General features: G+C 70.6%; 28 protein-coding genes and 2 pseudogenes. 4 read left to right on the top strand and 26 right to left on the bottom strand.

What is annotated here, in order from left to right; translation table 11 throughout:
* Positions 1-97: 97 nt before the first annotated feature.
* The 26 genes and pseudogenes from secY to rpsL form a co-directional block, all read right to left on the bottom strand.
* A complete protein-coding gene (secY, locus tag VGL20_18490) occupies positions 98-1,417 on the bottom strand; it encodes a preprotein translocase subunit SecY (GenBank protein HEY2705674.1) in 1,320 nt (439 codons plus the stop codon).
* Between the two features lie 99 nt (positions 1,418-1,516).
* Positions 1,517-1,957 (bottom strand): annotated as a pseudogene (gene rplO, locus VGL20_18485) (50S ribosomal protein L15).
* Complete coding sequence (gene rpmD / locus VGL20_18480) at positions 1,954-2,217, bottom strand: 50S ribosomal protein L30 (protein ID HEY2705673.1); 264 nt, start codon at positions 2,215-2,217, stop codon at positions 1,954-1,956. The pseudogene rplO and the gene rpmD overlap by 4 nt, the downstream one beginning before the upstream one ends.
* Positions 2,214-2,786, bottom strand: a complete 573-nt coding sequence (gene rpsE, locus VGL20_18475) for a 30S ribosomal protein S5 (protein HEY2705672.1) — start codon at positions 2,784-2,786, stop codon at positions 2,214-2,216. The genes rpmD and rpsE overlap by 4 nt, the downstream gene beginning before the upstream one ends.
* 2 nt (positions 2,787-2,788) lie before the next feature.
* A complete protein-coding gene (gene rplR, locus VGL20_18470; GenBank protein ID HEY2705671.1) occupies positions 2,789-3,157 on the bottom strand; it encodes a 50S ribosomal protein L18 in 369 nt (122 codons plus the stop codon).
* A complete protein-coding gene (gene rplF / locus VGL20_18465) occupies positions 3,158-3,709 on the bottom strand; it encodes a 50S ribosomal protein L6 (protein ID HEY2705670.1) in 552 nt (183 codons plus the stop codon).
* 8 nt (positions 3,710-3,717) lie between these two features.
* Positions 3,718-4,113 carry a 30S ribosomal protein S8 gene (rpsH, locus tag VGL20_18460; protein HEY2705669.1) on the bottom strand — a complete coding sequence of 132 codons (396 nt, stop codon included), beginning with the start codon at positions 4,111-4,113 and terminating at the stop codon, positions 3,718-3,720.
* Positions 4,114-4,117: 4 nt separating this feature from the next.
* A complete protein-coding gene (locus tag VGL20_18455; protein HEY2705668.1) occupies positions 4,118-4,303 on the bottom strand; it encodes a type Z 30S ribosomal protein S14 in 186 nt (61 codons plus the stop codon).
* 68 nt (positions 4,304-4,371) lie between these two features.
* Positions 4,372-4,950 carry a 50S ribosomal protein L5 gene (rplE, locus tag VGL20_18450; protein ID HEY2705667.1) on the bottom strand — a complete coding sequence of 193 codons (579 nt, stop codon included), beginning with the start codon at positions 4,948-4,950 and terminating at the stop codon, positions 4,372-4,374.
* Positions 4,950-5,351: a 50S ribosomal protein L24 gene (gene rplX, locus VGL20_18445; protein ID HEY2705666.1), complete on the bottom strand. Its 402-nt coding sequence runs from the start codon at positions 5,349-5,351 to the stop codon at positions 4,950-4,952. The genes rplE and rplX overlap by 1 nt, the downstream gene beginning before the upstream one ends.
* Positions 5,351-5,719: a 50S ribosomal protein L14 gene (gene rplN, locus VGL20_18440; GenBank protein HEY2705665.1), complete on the bottom strand. Its 369-nt coding sequence runs from the start codon at positions 5,717-5,719 to the stop codon at positions 5,351-5,353. The genes rplX and rplN overlap by 1 nt, the downstream gene beginning before the upstream one ends.
* A 12-nt stretch (positions 5,720-5,731) precedes the next feature.
* Positions 5,732-6,013, bottom strand: a complete 282-nt coding sequence (rpsQ, locus tag VGL20_18435; protein HEY2705664.1) for a 30S ribosomal protein S17 — start codon at positions 6,011-6,013, stop codon at positions 5,732-5,734.
* 5 nt (positions 6,014-6,018) lie between these two features.
* Positions 6,019-6,261 carry a 50S ribosomal protein L29 gene (gene rpmC / locus VGL20_18430; GenBank protein ID HEY2705663.1) on the bottom strand — a complete coding sequence of 81 codons (243 nt, stop codon included), beginning with the start codon at positions 6,259-6,261 and terminating at the stop codon, positions 6,019-6,021.
* Positions 6,258-6,692, bottom strand: coding sequence for a 50S ribosomal protein L16 (rplP, locus tag VGL20_18425; protein ID HEY2705662.1), 435 nt, complete (start codon positions 6,690-6,692; stop codon positions 6,258-6,260). The genes rpmC and rplP overlap by 4 nt, the downstream gene beginning before the upstream one ends.
* 4 nt (positions 6,693-6,696) lie before the next feature.
* Entirely contained in the window at positions 6,697-7,788 is a 1,092-nt protein-coding gene (gene rpsC, locus VGL20_18420) for a 30S ribosomal protein S3 (GenBank protein HEY2705661.1), read from the bottom strand.
* Positions 7,789-7,956: 168 nt separating this feature from the next.
* Positions 7,957-8,283 (bottom strand): annotated as a pseudogene (gene rplV, locus VGL20_18415) (50S ribosomal protein L22).
* Position 8,284: 1 nt separating this feature from the next.
* Positions 8,285-8,569 (bottom strand): 30S ribosomal protein S19, encoded by a 285-nt coding sequence (gene rpsS / locus VGL20_18410; GenBank protein HEY2705660.1) that lies wholly within the window; start codon positions 8,567-8,569, stop codon positions 8,285-8,287.
* Positions 8,570-8,607: 38 nt separating this feature from the next.
* Positions 8,608-9,432, bottom strand: coding sequence for a 50S ribosomal protein L2 (rplB, locus tag VGL20_18405; GenBank protein ID HEY2705659.1), 825 nt, complete (start codon positions 9,430-9,432; stop codon positions 8,608-8,610).
* Positions 9,432-9,746, bottom strand: coding sequence for a 50S ribosomal protein L23 (rplW, locus tag VGL20_18400; protein ID HEY2705658.1), 315 nt, complete (start codon positions 9,744-9,746; stop codon positions 9,432-9,434). The genes rplB and rplW overlap by 1 nt, the downstream gene beginning before the upstream one ends.
* Positions 9,743-10,390: a 50S ribosomal protein L4 gene (rplD, locus tag VGL20_18395; protein HEY2705657.1), complete on the bottom strand. Its 648-nt coding sequence runs from the start codon at positions 10,388-10,390 to the stop codon at positions 9,743-9,745. The genes rplW and rplD overlap by 4 nt, the downstream gene beginning before the upstream one ends.
* Positions 10,390-11,019 carry a 50S ribosomal protein L3 gene (rplC, locus tag VGL20_18390; protein HEY2705656.1) on the bottom strand — a complete coding sequence of 210 codons (630 nt, stop codon included), beginning with the start codon at positions 11,017-11,019 and terminating at the stop codon, positions 10,390-10,392. Before rplC ends, rplD begins: the two co-directional genes overlap by 1 nt.
* Entirely contained in the window at positions 11,016-11,354 is a 339-nt protein-coding gene (rpsJ, locus tag VGL20_18385) for a 30S ribosomal protein S10 (protein HEY2705655.1), read from the bottom strand. Before rpsJ ends, rplC begins: the two co-directional genes overlap by 4 nt.
* A 34-nt stretch (positions 11,355-11,388) precedes the next feature.
* Positions 11,389-12,600 (bottom strand): elongation factor Tu, encoded by a 1,212-nt coding sequence (gene tuf, locus VGL20_18380; protein HEY2705654.1) that lies wholly within the window; start codon positions 12,598-12,600, stop codon positions 11,389-11,391.
* Positions 12,601-12,631: 31 nt separating this feature from the next.
* Positions 12,632-14,722, bottom strand: coding sequence for an elongation factor G (gene fusA / locus VGL20_18375; GenBank protein ID HEY2705653.1), 2,091 nt, complete (start codon positions 14,720-14,722; stop codon positions 12,632-12,634).
* An 8-nt stretch (positions 14,723-14,730) separates the two neighbouring features.
* Positions 14,731-15,201, bottom strand: a complete 471-nt coding sequence (rpsG, locus tag VGL20_18370) for a 30S ribosomal protein S7 (GenBank protein HEY2705652.1) — start codon at positions 15,199-15,201, stop codon at positions 14,731-14,733.
* Between the two features lie 113 nt (positions 15,202-15,314).
* Positions 15,315-15,698 carry a 30S ribosomal protein S12 gene (gene rpsL / locus VGL20_18365; GenBank protein ID HEY2705651.1) on the bottom strand — a complete coding sequence of 128 codons (384 nt, stop codon included), beginning with the start codon at positions 15,696-15,698 and terminating at the stop codon, positions 15,315-15,317.
* Positions 15,699-15,857: 159 nt separating this feature from the next.
* On the opposite strand from rpsL, the gene VGL20_18360 reads away from it, so the two are divergent.
* The 4 genes from VGL20_18360 to VGL20_18345 form a co-directional block, all read left to right on the top strand.
* Positions 15,858-17,030, top strand: coding sequence for a glycoside hydrolase family 3 N-terminal domain-containing protein (locus tag VGL20_18360; protein HEY2705650.1), 1,173 nt, complete (start codon positions 15,858-15,860; stop codon positions 17,028-17,030).
* A 76-nt stretch (positions 17,031-17,106) separates the two neighbouring features.
* Entirely contained in the window at positions 17,107-18,486 is a 1,380-nt protein-coding gene (locus VGL20_18355) for an acyclic terpene utilization AtuA family protein (GenBank protein ID HEY2705649.1), read from the top strand.
* A complete protein-coding gene (locus VGL20_18350; GenBank protein ID HEY2705648.1) occupies positions 18,483-18,872 on the top strand; it encodes a hypothetical protein in 390 nt (129 codons plus the stop codon). The genes VGL20_18355 and VGL20_18350 overlap by 4 nt, the downstream gene beginning before the upstream one ends.
* Positions 18,869-20,083 (top strand): carboxyl transferase domain-containing protein (locus tag VGL20_18345; protein HEY2705647.1); only part of this gene is annotated, 1,215 nt, incomplete at its 3' end. The genes VGL20_18350 and VGL20_18345, both read left to right, overlap by 4 nt.

Raw genomic sequence — 20,083 nt, 5'->3', positions numbered from 1 at the left:
CAGCCGGAAGGTGGGCTCGGCCCTCATCGGCGCGCCCTGGCTGGCGAGCCGATGAGGCGCATCAGGGGGGGAGTTCCCCCCCTCGCGAGGGCGGCGGTCATTTGATGAATCCCTTGTACTGCCGCATCAGGAGCTGGGTCTCGATCTGCTGCATGGTGTCGAGCGCGACGCCGACCACGATCAGGATGGCGGTGCCGCCGAGGTAGAGGCCGGTGGTGCTGCTCGACCCGGTGATCAGGCTGGCGCCCCAGGGGAGCACCACGGTGATCACCGCGAGGAAGAGGGCGCCGGCCAGGGTGATGCGCCCCATCACCTTGCCGAGGTAGTCGGCGGTCCACTTCCCCGGACGGATGCCCGGGATGTAGACGGAGCGCTTCTTGAAGTCGTCGGCGACGTCGTTCGGGTCGAAGACCACCGCGGTGTAGAAGTAGGTGAAGCCGAGCACGAGCAGGAACTCGATGGCGTTGTACCCGAGGTTGGCGAAGATCGGCCCTCCGGCCGGCCCCCAGTTGTCCCGGATCCAGACCGCCATCCTCCCGGGCACGCCGCCCGCGTTCTGGAAGAAGTTGGCGAAGATCGTGGGGAAGGCCATGATCGAGATCGCGAAGATGATCGGGATGACGCCGCCGGCGTTGACCCGAAGCGGCAGGAAGCTGCGCCGCCCCTGCACCGCCTGCCCGGCGCGGGGGTTGACCACCCGCTGGGCCGACTGGATGGGGATCTTCCGCTGCGCCTGCTGGACCTCGATGATGAAGGCGGTCACGGTGATCGCCACCGCGCCCATCACGATGATCGTGAGGATGTGGGCGGTGCCGCCGACGCTGGCATAGCTGTAGACGGCGCCGGGGAGGCGGCCGATGATGCCCGCGAAGATCACCAGCGAGACGCCGTTGCCGACTCCGTACTCGGTGATCAGCTCGCCGAGCCACATCAGGATCACGCTGCCCGCGGTGAGGGTGATCATGATGCTGATCACCGTGCCGGCGCTCGGGCTGCTGAGCACGCCGGTGCTGGTGAAGAGAACGGTGTAGCCGTAGGCCTGCAGCGCCGCCAGGGCGACGGTGAGCCAGCGGGTGTACCGGGTGATCTTCTTGCGGCCCTGCTCGCCCTCCTTGGACATCTCCTTGAGGCGCAGGGAGACCACCGTCATCAGCTGCATGATGATGGTGGCGTTGATGTAGGGGTTCATGCCCATCGCGGCGATGGAGAAGGTGCTCAGGCCGCCTCCGCTGAAGAGGTTCAGCAGCCCCAGCAGGGAGTTGCTGGCGAAGAGCTCCTGGAGCTTCTGAGCGTTGGCGCCGGGGACCGAGATGCTGGCCAGGATCCGGAAGGCGAGCAGCAGCGCGAGCGTGAAGAGCAGCTTGCGCCGCAGCTCGGGGATGCGAATCGCCTGTCCGAGGGCCTGGATCAGGTTCATGGTCGGAGGCTACTCCTCGTCGCCGGCGGCGTCCGCGTCGGATGCCGCGTCGGGGGCGGGAAGGGCGTCGGCCTCGGTCTCGTCGACCGCGGGTGCCTCGAGGAGCTCGACGGTGCCGCCGGCGGCCTCGACCGCGGCCCGGGCCGCCGCCGACGCGCGGTGGACCCGCACCGTGACCGCCCGGCCGACGCTGCCCGCGGCGAGCAGCTTCACGCCGTCGCGCGCCGGGCCGATCAGGCCGGCGGCCTTCAGCGTCTCCGGGTCGACGATGGCGCCGTTCTCGAAGCGGTTGAGCTTGCCGAGGTTGACGACGGCATACTCCTTCCTCCACCGGTTGCGGAAGCCGCGCAGCTTGGGGAGGCGCTGGGAGAGCCGCATCTGGCCGCCCTCGAAGCCCTTGGGCAGCCCCGAGCTGCTCCGCGAGCCCTGGCCCTTCTGACCACGGCCGGAGGTCTTGCCCTGGCCCGCGCTGATGCCGCGGCCCACCCGGGTGCGGGCCCTGCGGCTGTTGGGGGCGGGATGGAGCTCGTGGAGCTTCATGAGGACGCCTCGGCGGTGGCGGCGGTGCCCGAGGACACCGGCCGGGAGTTGAGCAGGGTCACCCCCTTGGGCGAGTCGGCGGGCACCCCGTCGACGCTCACCAGGTGGCGCACCTTCTGGATCATCCCCCGCAGCGAGGCGCTGTCCTCGTGCTCGACGGTCTGGTGGAGGCGCTTCAGGCCGAGGGCGGCGATGGTCGCCTTCTGGTCCTTCGCGTAGCCGATCGTGCTCTTGCGGTAGGTGACGGTCAGCCGGCTCATGAGGACACCGGCACCTCGGCGAGCGACTCGCCGAGCATCACCGCCGCCCGGCGCCGGCCCACCACCTCCTCCGGGGTCTTGCCACGGAGCGCGGCGACGTCGCGGAGGGTGCGCAGGCTGGCGAGCGCGCCGACGGTGGCGCGGACCACGTTGATGGGGTTGTTGGTCCCCAGCGACTTGGTGAGGATGTCGTGGATCCCCGCCGCCTCGACCACGGCGCGCATGGCGCCGCCGCTGATCACCCCGGTGCCGGGGACGGCGGGCTTGAGCAGCACCTTGGCCGCGCCCTGCTTGTAGCGGACCTCGTGGGGGATCGTGGTGCCGACCATCGGCACGGTGATCATGTTCTTCTTGGCGTCCTCGACGCCCTTGCGGATGGCGTCGGGAACCTCGCCTGCCTTGCCGAGACCGGCTCCCACCCGCCCCTGGCCGTCGCCGACCACCACCAGGGCGCTGAAGGAGAAGCGCCGGCCGCCCTTCACCACCTTGGCGACGCGGTTGAGCGAGACCACCTTCTCCTGGAGGTCGGAGCCGCCGCGGTCGTCGCGGCGATCCATGCGCATACCCATCGTCAGAACTCCAGACCCGCGGAGCGGGCCGCGTCGGCGAGCGCCTTGACCCGCCCGTGGTAGAGGTAGCCGGCGCGGTCGAAGACCACGACGGGGGCGCCGGCAGCGACCGCGCGCTCGGCCACGGCCCTGCCCACGGCGGCGGCGGCATCGGCGTTGGCGGTGCCCGTCAACCCCTCCCGGAGCGCCGGCTCGTAGGTCGAGGCGGAGGCGAGCGTGCGCCCGGCGGTGTCGTCGATCACCTGAGCCGAGATGTGGTGCAGGCTGCGGAAGACGGCCAGGCGGGGCCGCGCGGCAGTGCCGGACACCACCTTGCGGACGCGGACGTGACGCCGGTCGCGTGCGAGGCGGCGATCGTGCTTCTTGTACATCTACTTCCCCTTGCCCGCCTTGCCCGACTTGCCCGCCTTGCGCCGGATCTTCTCGCCCCGGTACTGGACGCCCTTGCCCTTGTACGGCTCGGGCTTGCGGAACGACCGGATCTTCGCCGCCACCTGCCCGACCACCTCCTTGTCACTGCCGCTGACGGAGATCTGAGTGGGGACGGGGACCTCGATGGTCACCCCGGGCGGGGGGGTGTAGCGGATGGGATGCGAGTAGCCCAGGGTGAGGACGAGGTCGTCACCCTGCTTGCTGGCGCGATAGCCGACGCCGACCAGGTCGAGCTGGCGCACGAAGCCCCTGCTGACCCCCTCGACCATGTTGGCGATGAGGGTGCGGGTGAGCCCGTGCAGCGAGCGGTGCATGGTGGTGTCGGTGGGCCGGTTGACGGTGACGGTCGAGTCCTCGAGCCGCACCAGCATCGACGGCGCCAGCAGGCGCTCGAGGGTGCCTCGGGTGCCGGTCACCTTGATGTGGCTGCCGGTGAGGACGACATTGACCCCGGCGGGGACGGGGACGGGGAGGCGGCCGATGCGGGACATCTATCCGGTCACCAGACGTAGGCGACCACTTCCCCGCCGAGCCCGGCGCGCTGAGCCGCGCTGCCGGTCATCAGGCCCTGGGAGGTGGAGATGAGCGAGATGCCGAGCCCGCCGAGCACCCGGGGGATCTCGGTCTTGCGGGCGTAGACCCGCAGCCCCGGCCGGCTGATCCGGCGCAGCCCGCTGAGCGCCTTGCCACGGGTGGTGCGCGGCTTCAGCTCGACGCTGAGCAGCTGCCCCGGCCCCGCCTCGCCGACGTTGAAGGACTCGATGTAGCCCTCCTCGACGAGCACCCGGGCGATCTCCACCTTCATCTTGGAGGCGGGCATGCTGACGCTCTTGTGGTGGGCGGTGTTGGCGTTGCGGATGCGGGTGAGCATGTCCGCGATGGTGTCGCTGGTCATCGGATCACCAGGACGACTTCTTGACACCGGGGATCAACCCCATGCTCGCATGCCCGCGGAAGCAGATGCGGCACATCCCGAACTTGCGCATGAAGGCGCGGGGACGCCCGCAGAGACCACAGCGGTGATACTCCTGGACCCGGAACTTGGCCGGTCGCAGGCTCTTGGCGATCAAAGACTTCTTGGCCACGTGTTACCTCGCCACGCCGTATCGGCCGCGATCGGCCGACGCGCGCGGTGTAGAAGGGATTCTGCTGTTCACATCTGCTGCCCGGGCTTGCGGAACGGCATCCCCAGGTGGGTGAGGAGCGCCCGGCCCTCGTCGTCGGTCCTCGCCGAGGTCACCACGCAGACCTCGAGGCCGCGGAGCTTGTCGATCTTGTCGTAGTCGATCTCCGGGAAGACCAGCTGCTCGCGCAGCCCCAGGGTGTAGTTCCCGTGGCCGTCGAACGCCCTGGGGTCGACGCCGCGGAAGTCGCGGATCCTGGGGAGGGCGACGTTGATCAGCTTGTCGAGGAAGTCGTACATCCGCCGGCTGCGGAGCGTCACCTTGATGCCGATCGGCATCCCCTCGCGCAGCTTGAAGGCGGCCACCGACTTCCGCGCCCGGATGACGATCGGCTGCTGGCCGGTGATCTGCCGGATGTCGGCGCTGGCGGCGTCGATCGCACGGCCGTTCTGGATGGCCTCGCCCATGCCGATGTTCACCACCGCCTTCTCGAGGCGGGGCACCTCCATGGCGTTGCCGTACCGGAACTCCTTGACCAGGGCGGGGACGATCTCCTCCTGGTAGCGCACCAGCAGGCGCGCCTTCTCGGTCGGGGTCGCGATCGCCATCAGACCGCCGTCCTCTCGTAGATCTCGCCGCATTTCTTGCAGGTGATCGCCAGGGTGCCGTCCGGCTGCTGGACCTTGCTGATCCGGGTGGGCCGGTCGCACCGGTTGCACACCAGCATCACGTTGCTGTACGCGATCGGCGCGTTGAAGTCGATCACGCCACCCTGCATGTTGCCGCGGACGCCGGCGCGGGTGTGGCGCTTGAGCATGTTGACGCCCCGCACCACGATGCGCTGCTCCTCGGGGATGGTGCGCTCGACCAGGCCCCGCCTGTCCTTGTCCTTGCCGGCGAGCACCACCACGGTGTCCCCGGTGCGGATGTCGAGCGGGCGCTCGTGGCCGGCCGCCCAACCGTGGTGGAGCAGGTCCATCCGCCGGCGTCGCTCCGGGCTGCGACCCATCAGATCACCTCCGGTGCAAGGCTGACGATCTTCATGAAGTTGCGCTCGCGCAGCTCGCGGGCCACCGGGCCGAAGATGCGGGTGCCGCGCGGGTTGTTCTGGGGGGTGATGAGCACGGCGGCGTTCTCATCGAAGCGGATGTTGCTGCCGTCGGCGCGGTGGAACTCCTTGCTCACCCGCACCACCACCGCCCGCACCACGTCGCCCTTCTTGACCTGGGCGTTGGGCTGGGCGACCTTGACGGTGCCGATGATCACGTCACCGACCGAGGCGTACTTGCGATAGCTGCCGCCGAGCACGCGGATGCACAGCAGCTCGCGTGCGCCGCTGTTGTCGGCAACCTTGAGGATGGTCTCCTGCTGGATCACGTCGACGCGCCCCTACTTCGCCTTCTCGAGGATCTCGTCGAGCCGCCAGCGCTTGTCCTTGGAGAGCGGCCGGGTCTCGGCGATGCGCACCCGGTCGCCCACCGAGCAGGCGTTGTCCTGGTCGTGCGCCTTGAAGCGCACCCGGTGCCGTACCACCTTCTTGTAGAGGGGGTGCGGCTTGAGCTCCTCGGTGACCACGACCACGGTCTGGTTCATCGCGTTGCTCACCACCAGCCCCTCGCGGAGCTTGCGCCGGCCGCGGGGATGCGCGGGCGCCGTGTCCTGTTCTGCCATGGCGCTCACGCCTCCACCTCCGCCACGCCCTCGCCGCGCTCTGCGGCCCGGCGGGTCTCGATCTGCACGGTCATCGCCTGGGCGATCTCCTTGCGCAGCTCACCGATCTGCTGGTGGTCCTCCACCTGCCCGGTGGCCTGCTGGAATCGCACCTCGAAGAGGCGCCGGCGCTGGGCGCGCATGTGCTCCTCCAGCTCCTCGGGCGCCATCGCCCGCAACGCCTCGAGCCGCTGCGCCTGCTTGGTCACGACGCCGCCTCCACCGCACCCGGCTCGCTGCGGATCAGGAACTTGGTGTGGATGGGGAGCTTGTGCGCGGCCAGCCGCATCGCCTCCTTGGCGATCTCCTCGGTCACTCCGGACATCTCGAAGAGGACGCGACCCGGCTTCACCACCGCGACCCAGCCCTCGGGCGAGCCCTTGCCGCTGCCCATCCGGGTCTCGGCGGGCTTCTTGGTGTAGGAGTGGTCGGGGAAGATGCGGATCCAGATCTGGCCGCCGCGGCGGACGTGACGGGTCATCGCACGTCGCGCCGACTCGATCTGCCGGTTGGTGATCCACGAGGCCTCCAGCGCCTGGAGCCCGTAGGTGCCGAAGGCGATGGTGCTGCCCCGCTGGGCGGCGCCGCGCCGGTGGCCGCGGTGGATCTTCCGATGCTTGGTGCGCTTGGGCATCAGCATGGCATCAATCCTCCCGAGCCTTGGCCGGCGGAGCACCGGGCTTCCGTGCCACCGGCGGCTTGCGCCGCGCCGGCGCCCGCTCGGGGGCGGCCGGGATGGCGTCGGGGTCGGGGATGTCGATGCCGGAGACGTCGACGTCGGCGAGCTCGTCACCGATCTCGTCGATGATCTCGTCGGCGGTGTCGTCGAGGGTGGTGTCGACGTCGTCAGCCACCTCGACGGCGGTCGCCGCCTCCGCCTCCGCCACCGGCTCGGGCTGGGGCGTGGGCGCGGGACGGGCGGCCGGCCGGGCTGCCGGGGCCGCGGGGGCGGCGGCAACCGCGACCGGCGCGGCGGCGGGCACGCGCGGCTCCGCCGCGGGCCTGGCCGCGTCGGGCCGTGCCGCCGGGGTGCGCCGCGGCCGCTCGGAGGCGCCGTCGCCCTCCTCGCGGGCACGGCCGTCGCTGCCGGGGAGGATCGGCTCACCGGTGGCGGTGACGAAGTCGCCCTTGTAGATCCAGCAGGTGACGCCGATGCGCCCGAAGGTGGTGCGCGCCTCGGCCTGGCCGTAGTCGATGTTGGCGCGCAGGGTGTGCAGCGGCACCCGGCCGTCGCGGTCCCACTCGCGGCGGGACATCTCCGAGCCACCGAGGCGTCCCGACACCTGGATCTTCACGCCCTTGGCGCCGGCGCGCATGGTGCGCATGATCGACTGCTTGATCGCCCGCCGGAACGCGATGCGCTTCTCCAGCTGGGAGGCCACGCTCTCGGCCACCAGCTTGGCGTCGGTCTCCGGGGACTTGATCTCGTGGATGGTGACGCGGACCTTCTTGCCGCTGATCCGCTCCAGCTCGTCGCGCAGCGCGTCCACCGAGGCACCCTGCTTGCCGATCACGATGCCCGGCTTGGCGGTCTGGATGATGATCGTCAGCTGGTTGGCGCTGCGCTCGGTCTCGATGCGCGCCAGTCCGGCGTTGCGGAGGCGGCCGGTGATCAGCCGCCGCATCGCCAGGTCCTCGTGGAGGAGCTTGGTGTAGTCCTTGTCGGCGTACCAGCGGGCATCCCAGTTCCTGTAGATGCCGAGCCGGAATCCGACCGGGTTGACCTTCTGACCCATTTACTCTGCCTCCGCCTCGGCCGCCGCCGGGGCGGTTCCCTCTGTCGTGGACTTCCTGGGCCGCGCCGGCCGTGCCGGGCGGCGCTTCGCTGCGGGCTCGGCCGCGGGCGCCGGGGCGGCCACCGCCGCCGGGCCGCGACGCTTCCGCTGCCGCTCCTTGACCGCGTCGTCGCTGACCACCGCGCGCAGGTGGCTGGTGCGCTTCAGGATGCTGAAGGCACGGCCCTGGGCGCGCGGCTGGAAGCGCTTGATCACGGTGGCTCCGTCGATCTCGATGCGGGCGACGCGCAGCGTCGACACGTCGAGGTTGTAGTTGTGCTCGGCGTTGGCCGCCGCCGACTTGATCACCTTGGCGACCTCGATGGCGGCGTAACGCGGGGTGAAGGCGAGGATGGTCAGCGCGTCCGCCACCGAGAGCCCCTCGACGGTGGCGGCGACCAGCCTGGCCTTGCGTGCGGTGGTGCGCACCCACTTGGCGGTGGCGACGACTTCCATGCTACTTCAGCGCCGCGCTGCGCTCGGTGTGGTGGCCGTGCCCGCGGAACTTGCGGGTGACGGCGAACTCGCCGAGCTTGTGTCCGACCATGGTCTCGGTGATGAAGACGGGGACGTGCTTGCGACCGTCGTGCACCGCGATGGTGTGTCCCACCATCTCGGGGAAGACGTCGCTGCGCCGCGACCACGTCTTGATCACCTTCTTCTCGCGGGTGCTGTTCAGGACCTGCACCTTGCGGAGCAGGTGCTCGTCGCAGAACGGACCCTTGCGGGTGGACCGGCTCATGACCGGGCCCTCTCAGCTGTGCTCATGCTCGCCGTTCCCTACTTGCTCCGGCGCCGCACGATCATGCGGTCCGTCGACTTGTTGTGCCGGGTGCGATGCCCCAGCGCCGGCTTGCCCCAGGGGGTCTGCGGGTTGCCACCGGCGCCGCTGCGGCCCTCACCGCCGCCATGGGGATGGTCGAAGGGGTTCATGGTCATGCCACGGACCGCGGGCCGGAAGCCGCGCCAGCGCATCTTCCCGGCCTTGCCGATGTTGATGTTCGCGTGCTCGACGTTGGCCACCTGGCCGATCGTCGCCGAGCAGCGCACGTCGACCCGGCGCACCTCGCCGCTGGGCATGCGGAGGGTGGCCAGCGCCCCCTCCTTGGCGAGCAGCTGGGCGGCGACGCCGGCGCTGCGCACCATCTTGCCGCCGCGCCCGAGGGTGAGCTCGATGTTGTGGATGGTCGTGCCCAGCGGGATGTTGGACAGGGGCAGCGAGTTGCCCGGCTTGATCTCGGCCTTCGGGCCCGCCATGACGGTGTCGCCCACCTTCAGCCCCACCGGCCAGAGGATGTAGCGCTTCTCGCCGTCGGCGTAGTGGATCAGGGCGATCCGGGCGCTGCGGTTGGGGTCGTACTCGATCTCGGCGACCTTGCCGGGCACGTCGAGCTTGTTCCGCTTGAAGTCGATGATCCGGTACAGCTTCTTGTGGCCACCACCGCGGTGGCGCACCGTGATCTTGCCGCTGGCGTTGCGGCCGCTGAAGGTCTTGAGGTGCTCGACCAGCGACTTCTCGGGGTGATCGCGGGTGATCTCCTCGAAGGTGCTGCCCGACATGAAGCGGCGGCCGGGGCTGGTGGGCTTGTACTTGCGGATCGGCATCAGACGCCCTCGAAGAGGCCTTCGATCCGCTGGCCCGGGGCCAGCGTCACGATCGCCTTCTTCCAGTCGGGGCTGTGCCCGACGATGCGCCGGCGGCCGCGCGAGCGCTGCCGCACCTTGCCGCGGACGTTGAGGGTGTTGACCGCGATCACGGTGATCTTCTGGGAGGCGAAGGCCTCCTCGACCGCCTTCTTGATCTCGATCTTGTTCGCGTCCGTGCGGCAGCGGAAGACGTAGCGGCCCTCCGCCATGCCCGCGTAGGACTTCTCGCTGACCACCGGCCGGGTCAGCAGCTGGTCGGGGCTGCGGCTCACGACAGCACCTCCGTGAGATGCTCGACGGCATCCCTGGTCATGACCACGGTGTTGCCGGTGAGCAGATCGCGGATGTTGAGATTGGCGGCGAGCAGCACCCGCACCTCGGGGAGGTTGCGTGCGCTGCGCTCCAGCATCTCGTTGTGGGAGCCGAGCACCAGCAGCACCTTGGTGACCACCGGCGACCCGGCGCCTCCCTCCGCGCCGATGGCGTGGAGCATGTCGGCCACCGCCCTGGTCTTCGGCGCCTCGAGGGCGAAGCCGTCGAGCACCAGCATCTCCCCGGCCTGGGCCTTGGCGCTCAGCGCGCTGCGCAGCGCCAGCCGCCGCTGCTTGCGGGGCATGTCCTGGCGGTGGGAGCGGGGGGTGGGGCCGAAGACGACGCCGCCGCCCTTGTAGTGGGGCGCGCGGATCGAGCCCTGGCGGGCGCGGCCGGTGCCCTTCTGGCGGTACGGCTTGCGGCCACCGCCGCGGACCTCCCGCCGGTTCTTGGTGTCATGGGTGCCCTGGCGGGCGTTGGCGAGCTGGCGCAGCAGCGCCTGGTGCATCACCGGCTCGTTGACGGCGCAATCGAAGATCTCCGCGCTGAGATCCAGGCTGCCCGTGCGCAGGCCGCTCTGGTCGACGACGGGGGCGCTGGCCATCAGAGCGTCGCCTGCCGGTCGGCGTCGCGGATGAGCACCACGCCGTTGCGGCTGCCCGGGACCGCGCCCTTGAGCATGAGCAGGTTGCGCGCGGCGTCGACCCGCACCACCTCGAGGCCCTTGACCGTGCTCCGGCTGGCGCCGAGGTGGCCGGCCATCTTCAGCCCGCGCATGGTGCGCGCCGCATCGACCGAGCCGATCGACCCTGGCTGCCGGATGTTGTGGGAACCGTGGGTGACCGGGCCGCGGCCGAAGTTATGACGCTTGTGCTGACCGGCGAAGCCCTTGCCCTTGCTCACCCCGGTGACGTCCACGCGGTCGCCCGCGGTGAACATCTCGGCGGTGAGCTCCGAGCCGATCGTCGCCTCGCCGGCGTCGCGCAGCTCGACCAGGGTGCGCATCGGGCGCAGCCCGGCACGCTTGAGATGGCCGATCAGCGGCTTGGGGGTGCGCTTCGGAGAGCGGTCTCCGAAGCCGATCTGCACCGCCTCGTAGCCGTCGATCGCGGTGGTCTTGCGCTGCACCACCCGGCACGGGCCGGCCTCGAGCACGGTGACCGGGACCACCGTGCCGCGCTCGGTGAAGAGCTGGGTCATACCCACCTTGCGGGCGAGGATGCCCCTGCTCATCGCCGCGCCCCGGCGGCGGTGCTCTCCTGGGAGAGCTTGATCTCGATGTTCACCCCGCTGGGGAGGTTGAGGCGCATCAGCGCGTCGACCACCTTGGGGTTGGGATCGAGGATGTCGACGATGCGCTTGTGCGTGCGGATCTCGAACTGCTCGCGCGAATCCTTGTCGATGAAGGGCGAGCGGATCACGCAGTACTTGGCGATGCTGGTGGGCAGGGGGACCGGCCCCGCCACGCGCGTGCCAGTACGCACCGCCGTGTCGACGATCTTCGACGCGGCCTGGTCCAGGACCTTGTGATCGTAGGCCTTGAGCCTGATGCGAATCTTCTGCGCCATGACGGAGCCGGTTAGCCTCTTCTTTCCTGTTCCGCTACTTCTTCTTGCCGGCCACGGGGGCGGTCTGCGTGACCGAGGTGACCGAACCGGCACCCACGGTACGCCCACCCTCGCGGATGGCGAAGCGCATCCCCTCCTCGACCGCGATCGGGGTGATGAGCTGGATGGTCATCTCGATGTTGTCGCCGGGCATCACCATCTCCGTGCCCTCGGGCAGGTCGATGGTTCCGGTGACGTCGGTGGTGCGAATGTAGAACTGCGGACGATACCCCTTGAAGAAGGGGGTGTGCCGGCCGCCCTCCTCCTTGGAGAGGACGTACACCTGCGCCTTGAAGTCGGTGTGCGGGGTGATGGTGCCCGGCTTGGCGAGCACCTGGCCGCGCTCGACCTCCTCGCGCTTGACGCCGCGGATCAGGCAGCCGACGTTCATGCCGGCCTCGCCCGCGTCGAGCAGCTTCTTGAACATCTCGACACCGGTGACCACGGTCTTGGTGGTGTCCTTGATACCGACGATCTCGACCGGCTCGTTCACCTTGACGATGCCGCGCTCGATGCGCCCGGTCACCACGGTGCCGCGACCCTCGATCGAGAACACGTCCTCGATGGGCATCATGAACGGCTTGTCGACGGGACGCTCCGGAATCGGGATGTAGGAGTCGACCGCCGCCATCAGCTCGAGGATGCCGCTCTCGGCGGCCTTGTCGCCCTCCAGCGCCTTCAGCGCGGAGACGCGCACCACGGGGGCGTCGTCGCCGGGGAAGTCGTACTTGCTGAGCAGCTCGCGGACCTCGAGCTCGACCAGCTCGAGCAGCTCCTCGTCGTCGACCGCGTCGACCTTGTTGAGGGCCACCACGATGTGCTTCACACCCACCTGGTTCGCCAGCAGGATGTGCTCGCGGGTCTGGGGCATGGGGCCGTCGGTCGCCGCCACCACCAGGATGGCGCCGTCCATCTGCGCCGCGCCGGTGATCATGTTCTTGATGTAGTCGGCGTGACCGGGGCAGTCGACGTGCGCGTAGTGCCGGTTCTCGGTCTCGTACTCGACGTGCGCCGTGGCGATGGTGATGCCGCGCGCCTTCTCCTCGGGCGCGTTGTCGATGGAGTCGAAGGAGCGGAACGTGGCGCCACCGGCCTGCGCGAGCACCTTGGTGATGGCCGCGGTGAGCGTGGTCTTCCCATGGTCGATGTGACCGATGGTGCCCACGTTCACGTGCGGCTTCGTGCTGTCGTACTTCTTCTTCGCCATCTCCTGCCTCTGATGTGGCCCGGTGGTGCGGTCAGCCCTTGGCCTTGGCGACGATCTCGTCGACCAGGCCCTGGGGCAGCTGCTGATAGTGATCGAACTCCATGGAGTACGTGGCGCGACCCTGGGTCATGCTGCGCAGCACCGTGGAGTAGCCGAACATGTTCGCGAGAGGGACTTCGGCGTGGACCATCTGGTTGCTCGACCGTCCCTCCATGCCGAGGATGTGGCCGCGGCGGCCGCTGAGGTCGCCCATGACGTCGCCCATGAACTCCTCGGGCATCACCACGTCGACCTTCATCACCGGCTCGAGGAGGGTGGGACGGGCCTTGCGGATGCCGTCCTTCACGCCCATCGAGCCCGCGATCTGGAACGCCTGCTCGTTGGAGTCGACGTCGTGGTAGGAGCCGTCGACCAGGGTCACCCTGATGTCGACGACCGGGAACCCGGCCACCACCCCGCTGCTCAGCGCCTCCTCGATGCCGCGCGCGGTGGGGTTGATGTACTCCTTGGGCACGGTGCCCCCGACCACCTTGTTGACGAACTCGAAGCCCTTGCCCATCTCGTTGGGCTCCAGCTCGAGCTCGACGTGGCCGTACTGGCCGCGGCCGCCGGTCTGGCGGACGAAGCGGCCGGTGCCGTGCGCCTTCCGGGTGATGGTCTCGCGATAGGCCACCTGCGGCTTGCCGACGTTGGCGTCGACCTTGAACTCGCGCAGCAGGCGGTCGACGATGATCTCGAGGTGGAGCTCGCCCATGCCCGAGATGACCGTCTGGCCGGTCTCGTCGTCGGTGCGGACCCGGAACGTCGGGTCCTCCTCGGAGAGCTTCTGGAGGGCGATGCCCATCTTGTCCTGGTCGATCTTCGTCTTCGGCTCGATCGCCACCGAGATGACCGGGTCGGGGAAGTTGATCGACTCCAGCACCAGCTGGTGCTGCTCGGCGGACAGGGTGTCGCCGGTCATGGTCTTGCGCAGACCGATGGCGGCGGCGATGTCGCCGGTGCGGACCTCCTCGATCTCCTCGCGGTGGTTGGCGTGCATCTGGAGGATGCGGCCCACCCGCTCGCGCTCCTCGCGGACCGGGTTGTAGACGTAGGAGCCGCTCTTCAGCACCCCGCTGTAGACCCGGAAGAAGGTGAGCTTGCCCACGAAGGGGTCGGTCATGATCTTGAAGGCGAGCGCGGCGAAGGGCTCGTCGTCGCTGACCGCGCGCGCCGACAGCGAGCCGTCCTTGGGGTTGATCCCCTCGATCGGCGGCTTGTCGAGCGGCGAGGGCAGGAAGTCGACGACGGCGTCGAGCATCGGCTGGACGCCCTTGTTCTTCAGTGCCGAGCCGCAGAGCACGGGCACGTGCCGGGTGGCGACGGTGCCGGCGCGCAGGCCGTGGACGATCTCGTCGTGGGTGAGCTCCTCGCCGTCGAGGTACTTCACCATCAGCTCGTCGTCGCTCTCGGCGGCGGCCTCGAGCATCACCTTGCGGTACTTCTCGACGTCGGCCTCCATCCCCGCGGGGATGTCCTTGCGCTCGATGGTGGTGCCGAGGTCGTCGGCGTAGAGGATCGCCACCCGGTTGATCAGGTCGACGATGCCCCGGAAGTCGGACTCCGCGCCGATCGGCAGCTGCACCGGGATCGGGTTCGCCCCGAGGCGCGCCTTGATCGACTCGACGGAGGCGAAGAAGTCGGCCCCGGTGCGGTCCATCTTGTTGATGAAGCAGATCCGGGGCACGTTGTAGCGGTCGGCCTGGCGCCAGACCGTCTCCGACTGGGGCTCGACACCGGCCACGGCGTCGAAGACCGCGACCGCCCCGTCGAGCACCCGGAGGCTGCGCTCGACCTCGACGGTGAAGTCCACATGCCCGGGCGTGTCGATGATATTGATACGGTGGCCGCGCCACTCCGCGGCGGTGGCGGCCGAGGTGATGGTGATCCCGCGCTCCTGCTCCTGGACCATCCAGTCCATCGTCGCGGCGCCCTCGTGGACCTCACCCATGCGATGGATGCGGCCCGTATAGAAGAGGACTCGCTCGGTGGTGGTGGTCTTGCCGGCGTCGATGTGCGCCATGATCCCGATGTTTCGAGTCTTCTCGAGCGGGAAGGCGCGCGTCGCCGTGGCGGGAGGCATGCTGCGGCTCAGTACCTGAAGTGGGAGAACGCTTTGTTGGACTCGGCCATCTTGTGGGTGTCCTCCTTCCGCTTGATGGAGGCTCCCACGCCGTTGGCGGCGTCCATGAGCTCGGCGGCGAGCTTGTCGGCCATGCTCTTGCCGTTGCGCGACCGGGCGTAGCGGATCAGCCAGCGGCGCGCCAGCGCGGCGCGGCGGTCGTGGCGGATCTCCACCGGCACCTGGTAGGTGGCGCCGCCCACCCGCTTCGGCTTGACCTCGAGGATCGGGGTGACGTTGCGCAGGGCGGTGTCGAACACGTCGAGAGGCTCACGGCGCGAGGAGCGGCGGATCTTCTCGAAGGCGTCGTAGACGATGCCCTCGCTGACGCTCTTCTTGCCGCAGAGCATCAGGCAGTTGATGAACTTCGCCAGCCCGACGTTCCCGTAGATGGGGTCGGGGACGATGGTCCGCTTGGTGATGCGCTGGCGGCGAGGCATGGGGTCGTTCGATCCTCAGAGGTTGAAGGGCTGATATCAGGTCCCGGTCCCGAGGCTGGCGTCCGCAGGGACGCGTCAGGCGGGGACGGGGGTGGCGCGGGGGGCGCCGCCGGTCACTTTCCGGCGGTCTTCTCCCGCTTGGCGCCGTACTTGCTACGGCCCTGCTTGCGGTTGCGGGTTCCGGCCGTGTCCAGCGTTCCGCGGATGACGTGGTAGCGGACGCCGGGGAGGTCCTTGACGCGGCCGCCGCGGACCAGCACCACCGAGTGCTCCTGGAGATTGTGACCGATCCCGGGGATGTACGCGGTCACCTCGACCTTGCTGGTCAGCCGGACACGCGCCACCTTGCGGAGGGCCGAGTTGGGCTTCTTGGGGGTGGTGGTGTAGACGCGCACACAGACGCCACGGCGCTGAGGCGACCCCTTGAGGGCCGGCGCCTTGGTCTTCTTGATGATGCGCGACCGGCCTTTGCGGACCAGCTGCTGGATGGTGGGCACGTGTCTCCCGGGACATGGTGATCGCGTGCCCGGCCGACGGGCACGCGAACGAGGGTGCGCAAGTGGCGCGACGGGGGATTCTAGCAGCGATGCCGGCGGCGCGTGGCGGGGCCCCCCTCCATTGAGCGCGTCAGCGCTCAGAGCATAGACTCGCCCGCCGTGGCCACCCTCCCCGTCGCCCGCGGGCGCCGCCCACTCCGCCGGGGGGTGCTCGGGCTCGCACTGCTGCTCACCGCCTGCGGCTCCTCGCCTGCCGCCGTGGCCACCCCGGCGATCTCGCCGCGGCCCTCCGCCGCGGTTCCGGGCACGCCCACCGCCGCCCCCGCCGATCTCACCATGGCCCTCGGCCAGATCGTCGGGGTCGCCTTCTCGGGGCGCGAGGTCACCCCGGCGCTGCGCCATCTGATCGTCGACGACAAGGTCGGGACGGTCGTGCTCCTGCCCTCCAACTTCGTCGGCGCCGCCGGTCTCCGCCGCCTCACCTCCGAGCTCGGCGCCCTCGGCCGTGAGGCCGGCCTGCCGGCGCCGCTGCTCGTCTGCCTCAACCAGGAGGGGGGGCAGGCCTCGGCGGTGGCCGACGGGGTGCCGCCGCTGCCGAGCGCGGAATCCCTCGGAGCCCGCGGCCCGGCGGCGGTGCGCGAGGCGATGGCCGCCACCGCCCGCGGGCTCCGCTCCCTCGGGGTCGGCCTCGACCTCGCCCCGGTCAGCGACCTGCGCACCAATCCCGCCGACGGGGTCATCGGGGACCGCGCCTACGGCTCGACGCCGGCGGTGGTGGGACCGCTGGTGGCGGCGGCGGTGGCCGGCCTCCACGACGGCGGCGTCGGCTCGACGGTCAAGCACTTCCCCGGCCTCGGCGGCCAGGCCGGCGACCCCCACAAGGCCCTCCCGACCGACCCGATGACCGAGCCGCAGTGGCTCGCCACCCACGCCCGGGCGATCGGCGCCGGCATCGACGCGGGCACCGACGCGGTGATGACCACCGAGCTGGTGGTGCCCGGGCTCGACCCCACCGGCACCCCGGCGGTCTTCTCCCCGCCGGTGGTCGCGATGCTCCGCGAGCGGCTCCACTTCGGCGGGGTGATCATCACCGACTCGCTGAGCATGGGCGGCATCCAGGCGCGGATGACCCTTCCCGAGGCCGCGGTCGCCGCCCTCGAGGCGGGCAACGACCTCATGCTCCTCTCCAACGGAGACCCCGCCTTCGAGGCCCAGGCGGTCGATGCGATGCGGGCTGCGATCGTCGCCGGCAGGGTCTCCCCCGCCGCGGTGCGCGCCTCGGCGGAGAGGGTGGTGACGCTGCGGAAGCGGTATCCGGTGATCGGCGGCTGAGAGGTCCCGGTTGACTTCCCATGCCGCCCGTTCCTACTCTGTAACGGACGTTCGACCTGGGAGCGGGGAGCGAGGCATGGCGGCGGCGACCCTCAAGCTGGGCGCGGGGGCCGCGTACTGGGGCGACGCGGTGGAGCCGGCGGTGGAGCTGGTGCGCCACGCCGACATCTCCTATCTCGGGGTCGACCTCCTCGCCGAGCTGACCATGGCGCTGCTCCAGCGCCAGCGGCTCCGGGATCCCTCCCGGGGCTGGATCGAGGACCTGGTCCCCTACCTCGACCGGGTCTGGCCGCCCGCCGCCGATCGGGGCATCCGGATCGTCACCAACGGCGGCGGCGCCAACCCGCGGGCGGCGGCCGAGGCGGTGTGCGCCCGCGCCGGGGACCGCGGCTGGCCGCGGCTGCGGCTCGGCGTGGTCGAGGGCGACGACGTCACCGACCGCATCGACGGCTGGCGGCGCGACGGGCTCCGCCTCGGCAACCTCGACACCGGCGAGCCCGATCTCGACCGCATCGCCGGCCGGGTGGTGTCGGCAACCGCCTACCTCGGCTCGGAGGGCATCGTCGAGGCGCTGGCGCAGGGGGCGGACCTGGTCCTGACCGGCCGCTGCTCGGACAACGCGCTCTTCGTCGGGCCGATGATGCACGAGTTCGGCTGGAGCTTCGACGACCCCGACTGGGACCGGCTCGGCGCCGCGGTGATCGTCGGCCACCTGCTCGAGTGCGGCGCCTGCGCCACCGGGGGCATGTCCTCGCAGTTCGCCACGGTGGAGCGGCCCTGGGAGATCGGCTTCCCGATCGCCGAGGTGGCGGAGAGCGGCGAGGCGGTGATCACCAAGCTTCCCGGCTCGGGCGGGATGGTCAACCGCTGGACGGTCAAGGAACAGCTCGTCTACGAGATCCACGACCCCGCCCGCTACCTGATGCCCGACGCCGTCGCCGACTTCACCGAGGTGGAGCTGGCCGAGGAGGGGCCCGACCGGGTCCGGGTCAGCGGGATGCGCGGCCGGCCCCGACCCGACACCCTCAAGGCGCTGATCGGCTACCGCGACGGCTGGATCGCCGAGGGCCTGGTGGTGGTGCCCTGGCCGGACGCGAACGGCCGGGCCGAGTTCGCCCGGCGGCTGTTCGAGGAGCGGCTGAGCGTCGCCGGGGTGGATCCGCTGGAGCTGCGCGTCGACCGGCTCGGGGTGAACAGCCTCCACGGCGTGGCCGCGCCGGCGGCGCCCGCCGATCCCGCCGAGATCTGCCTGCGCTTCGCGGTCCACACCGCCACCCGCGCCGGGGCGGAGGCGGCGCGCCGGGAGATCACCCACGTCTGGGGGCTGGGCGCCGCCGGCACCGCCTTCGGCTCGCCGATGCGGCCGCGCGAGGTCATCGCGCTCTGGCCCACCCTGGTGCCGCGCGACGCGGTGCAGCCCCAGGTGCGGGTGAGCATGCTCGAGGCGGGGCGATGACCCTGGTCCGCGACCTCGCCTTCGGGCGCTCCGGCGACAAGGGCGACACCGCCAACGTGGGCCTGCTCGCGAAGGACGAGGCCGCCTGGCAGCGGCTCCGCCGCGGGCTCACCCCCGAGCTGGTGCGCGCCCACCTCGGCGGCATCGTCCGGGGGGAGATCGAGATCTTCGAGATGCCCCGCATCCAGGCGCTCAACGTGGTGCTCCACAACGCCCTCGGCGGCGGCGCCTCGCGCACCCTGCGCTTCGACCAGACCGGGAAGGCGTTCGCCACCATCCTCCTGGGCATCGAGCTGCCAGGGGGGACGGCTGTCGGCGACGAGGGAGCTGATGGCCCGGGGGAGGCCCCCTCCATTCCGCGCGGCGGCGCAGAGAGCGAGAGATGACCGAGCCCGAGCCCGAGTCCGCCTCCCTCGGCGAGCTGCGCCGGCGCACCGCCCGGGCCATGCAGGGGGGGTCGCACACCGCCCGCGAGGCGCACCGGGCCGCCGGCCGGCGCTTCGCCCGCGACCGCGTCGCCGCTCTGATCGACCCCGGATCCTTCGTGGAGAACGGCCTGCTCGCCCGCACCATGGACGAGGGCCTCGCCGCCGACGCCGTGGTCACAGGCATCGGCACGGTGGGCGGGCGGCCGGTGTGCGTGGTCGCCAACGACGCCACCGTGAAGGCGGGGAGCTGGGGCCGGCAGACGATCCGCAAGATCTACCGCCAGCAGGAGGAGGCGGAGCGGTCCCGGTGCCCGATCGTCTACCTCGTCGACTCCGCGGGGGCACGGCTCGACGAGCAGTTCGACCTCTTCGTCGACCGCCAGCACGCCGGGCGGATCTTCCTCACCCAGTGCCGGATGAGCGGGCGCATCCCCCAGATCTGCGTGCTGCTCGGTTCCTCCCCCGCCGGCGCCGCCTACATGCCCGCCTTCTGCGACGCGGTGATCATGCTCGACGGGCACGCCTCCGCCTACCTGGGCTCGCCGCGGATGGTGGAGATGGCGACCCGGGAGGAGGTGACCGCGGAGGAGATGGGCGGGGCCCGCATGCACTGCGAGGTGAGCGGCCTCGGCGACCACCTCGCCGCCGACGAGGACGCGGCGCTGGCGGCGGTGCGGCGCTACCTCGAGTACCTGCCCCAGCACTGGGAGGCGGAGGTGCCGGGCTTCGAGCCGCGGGCACCGCGGCCGGGGCCACCGCTGTCGACGGTCGTCCCCGAGGAGCACGGCTCCGCCTTCGACGTGCGCCGGGTGCTCGACGGGCTCCTCGACGAGGACAGCGTCTTCCAGCACCGGCAGCGCTTCGCGCCGGAGCTGATCACCGCCTTCGCACGCCTCGAGGGACGCGCCGTCGGGGTGGTCGCCAACCAGCCGATGCGCAAGGGCGGGGTGCTCACCGGCGACTCGTCGGACAAGGGCGCGCAGTTCGTGCAGCTGTGCAACGCCTACGGCCTGCCGCTCCTCTTCCTCTGCGACGTGCCCGGCTTCATGGTCGGCAGCGCGGTCGAGAGGGCGGGGATCATCCGCCACGGCGCCAAGTTCCTGCAGGCGCTGGCCGACTGCTCGGTGCCGCGCATCTGCGTGGTCCTGCGCAAGGCGTACGGCGCCGGC

This window comes from Candidatus Dormiibacterota bacterium (genome assembly GCA_036495095.1).
GTDB lineage: Bacteria > Chloroflexota > Dormibacteria > Aeolococcales > Aeolococcaceae > CF-96.
This window is presented reverse-complemented; position numbering and strand designations above follow the sequence as displayed.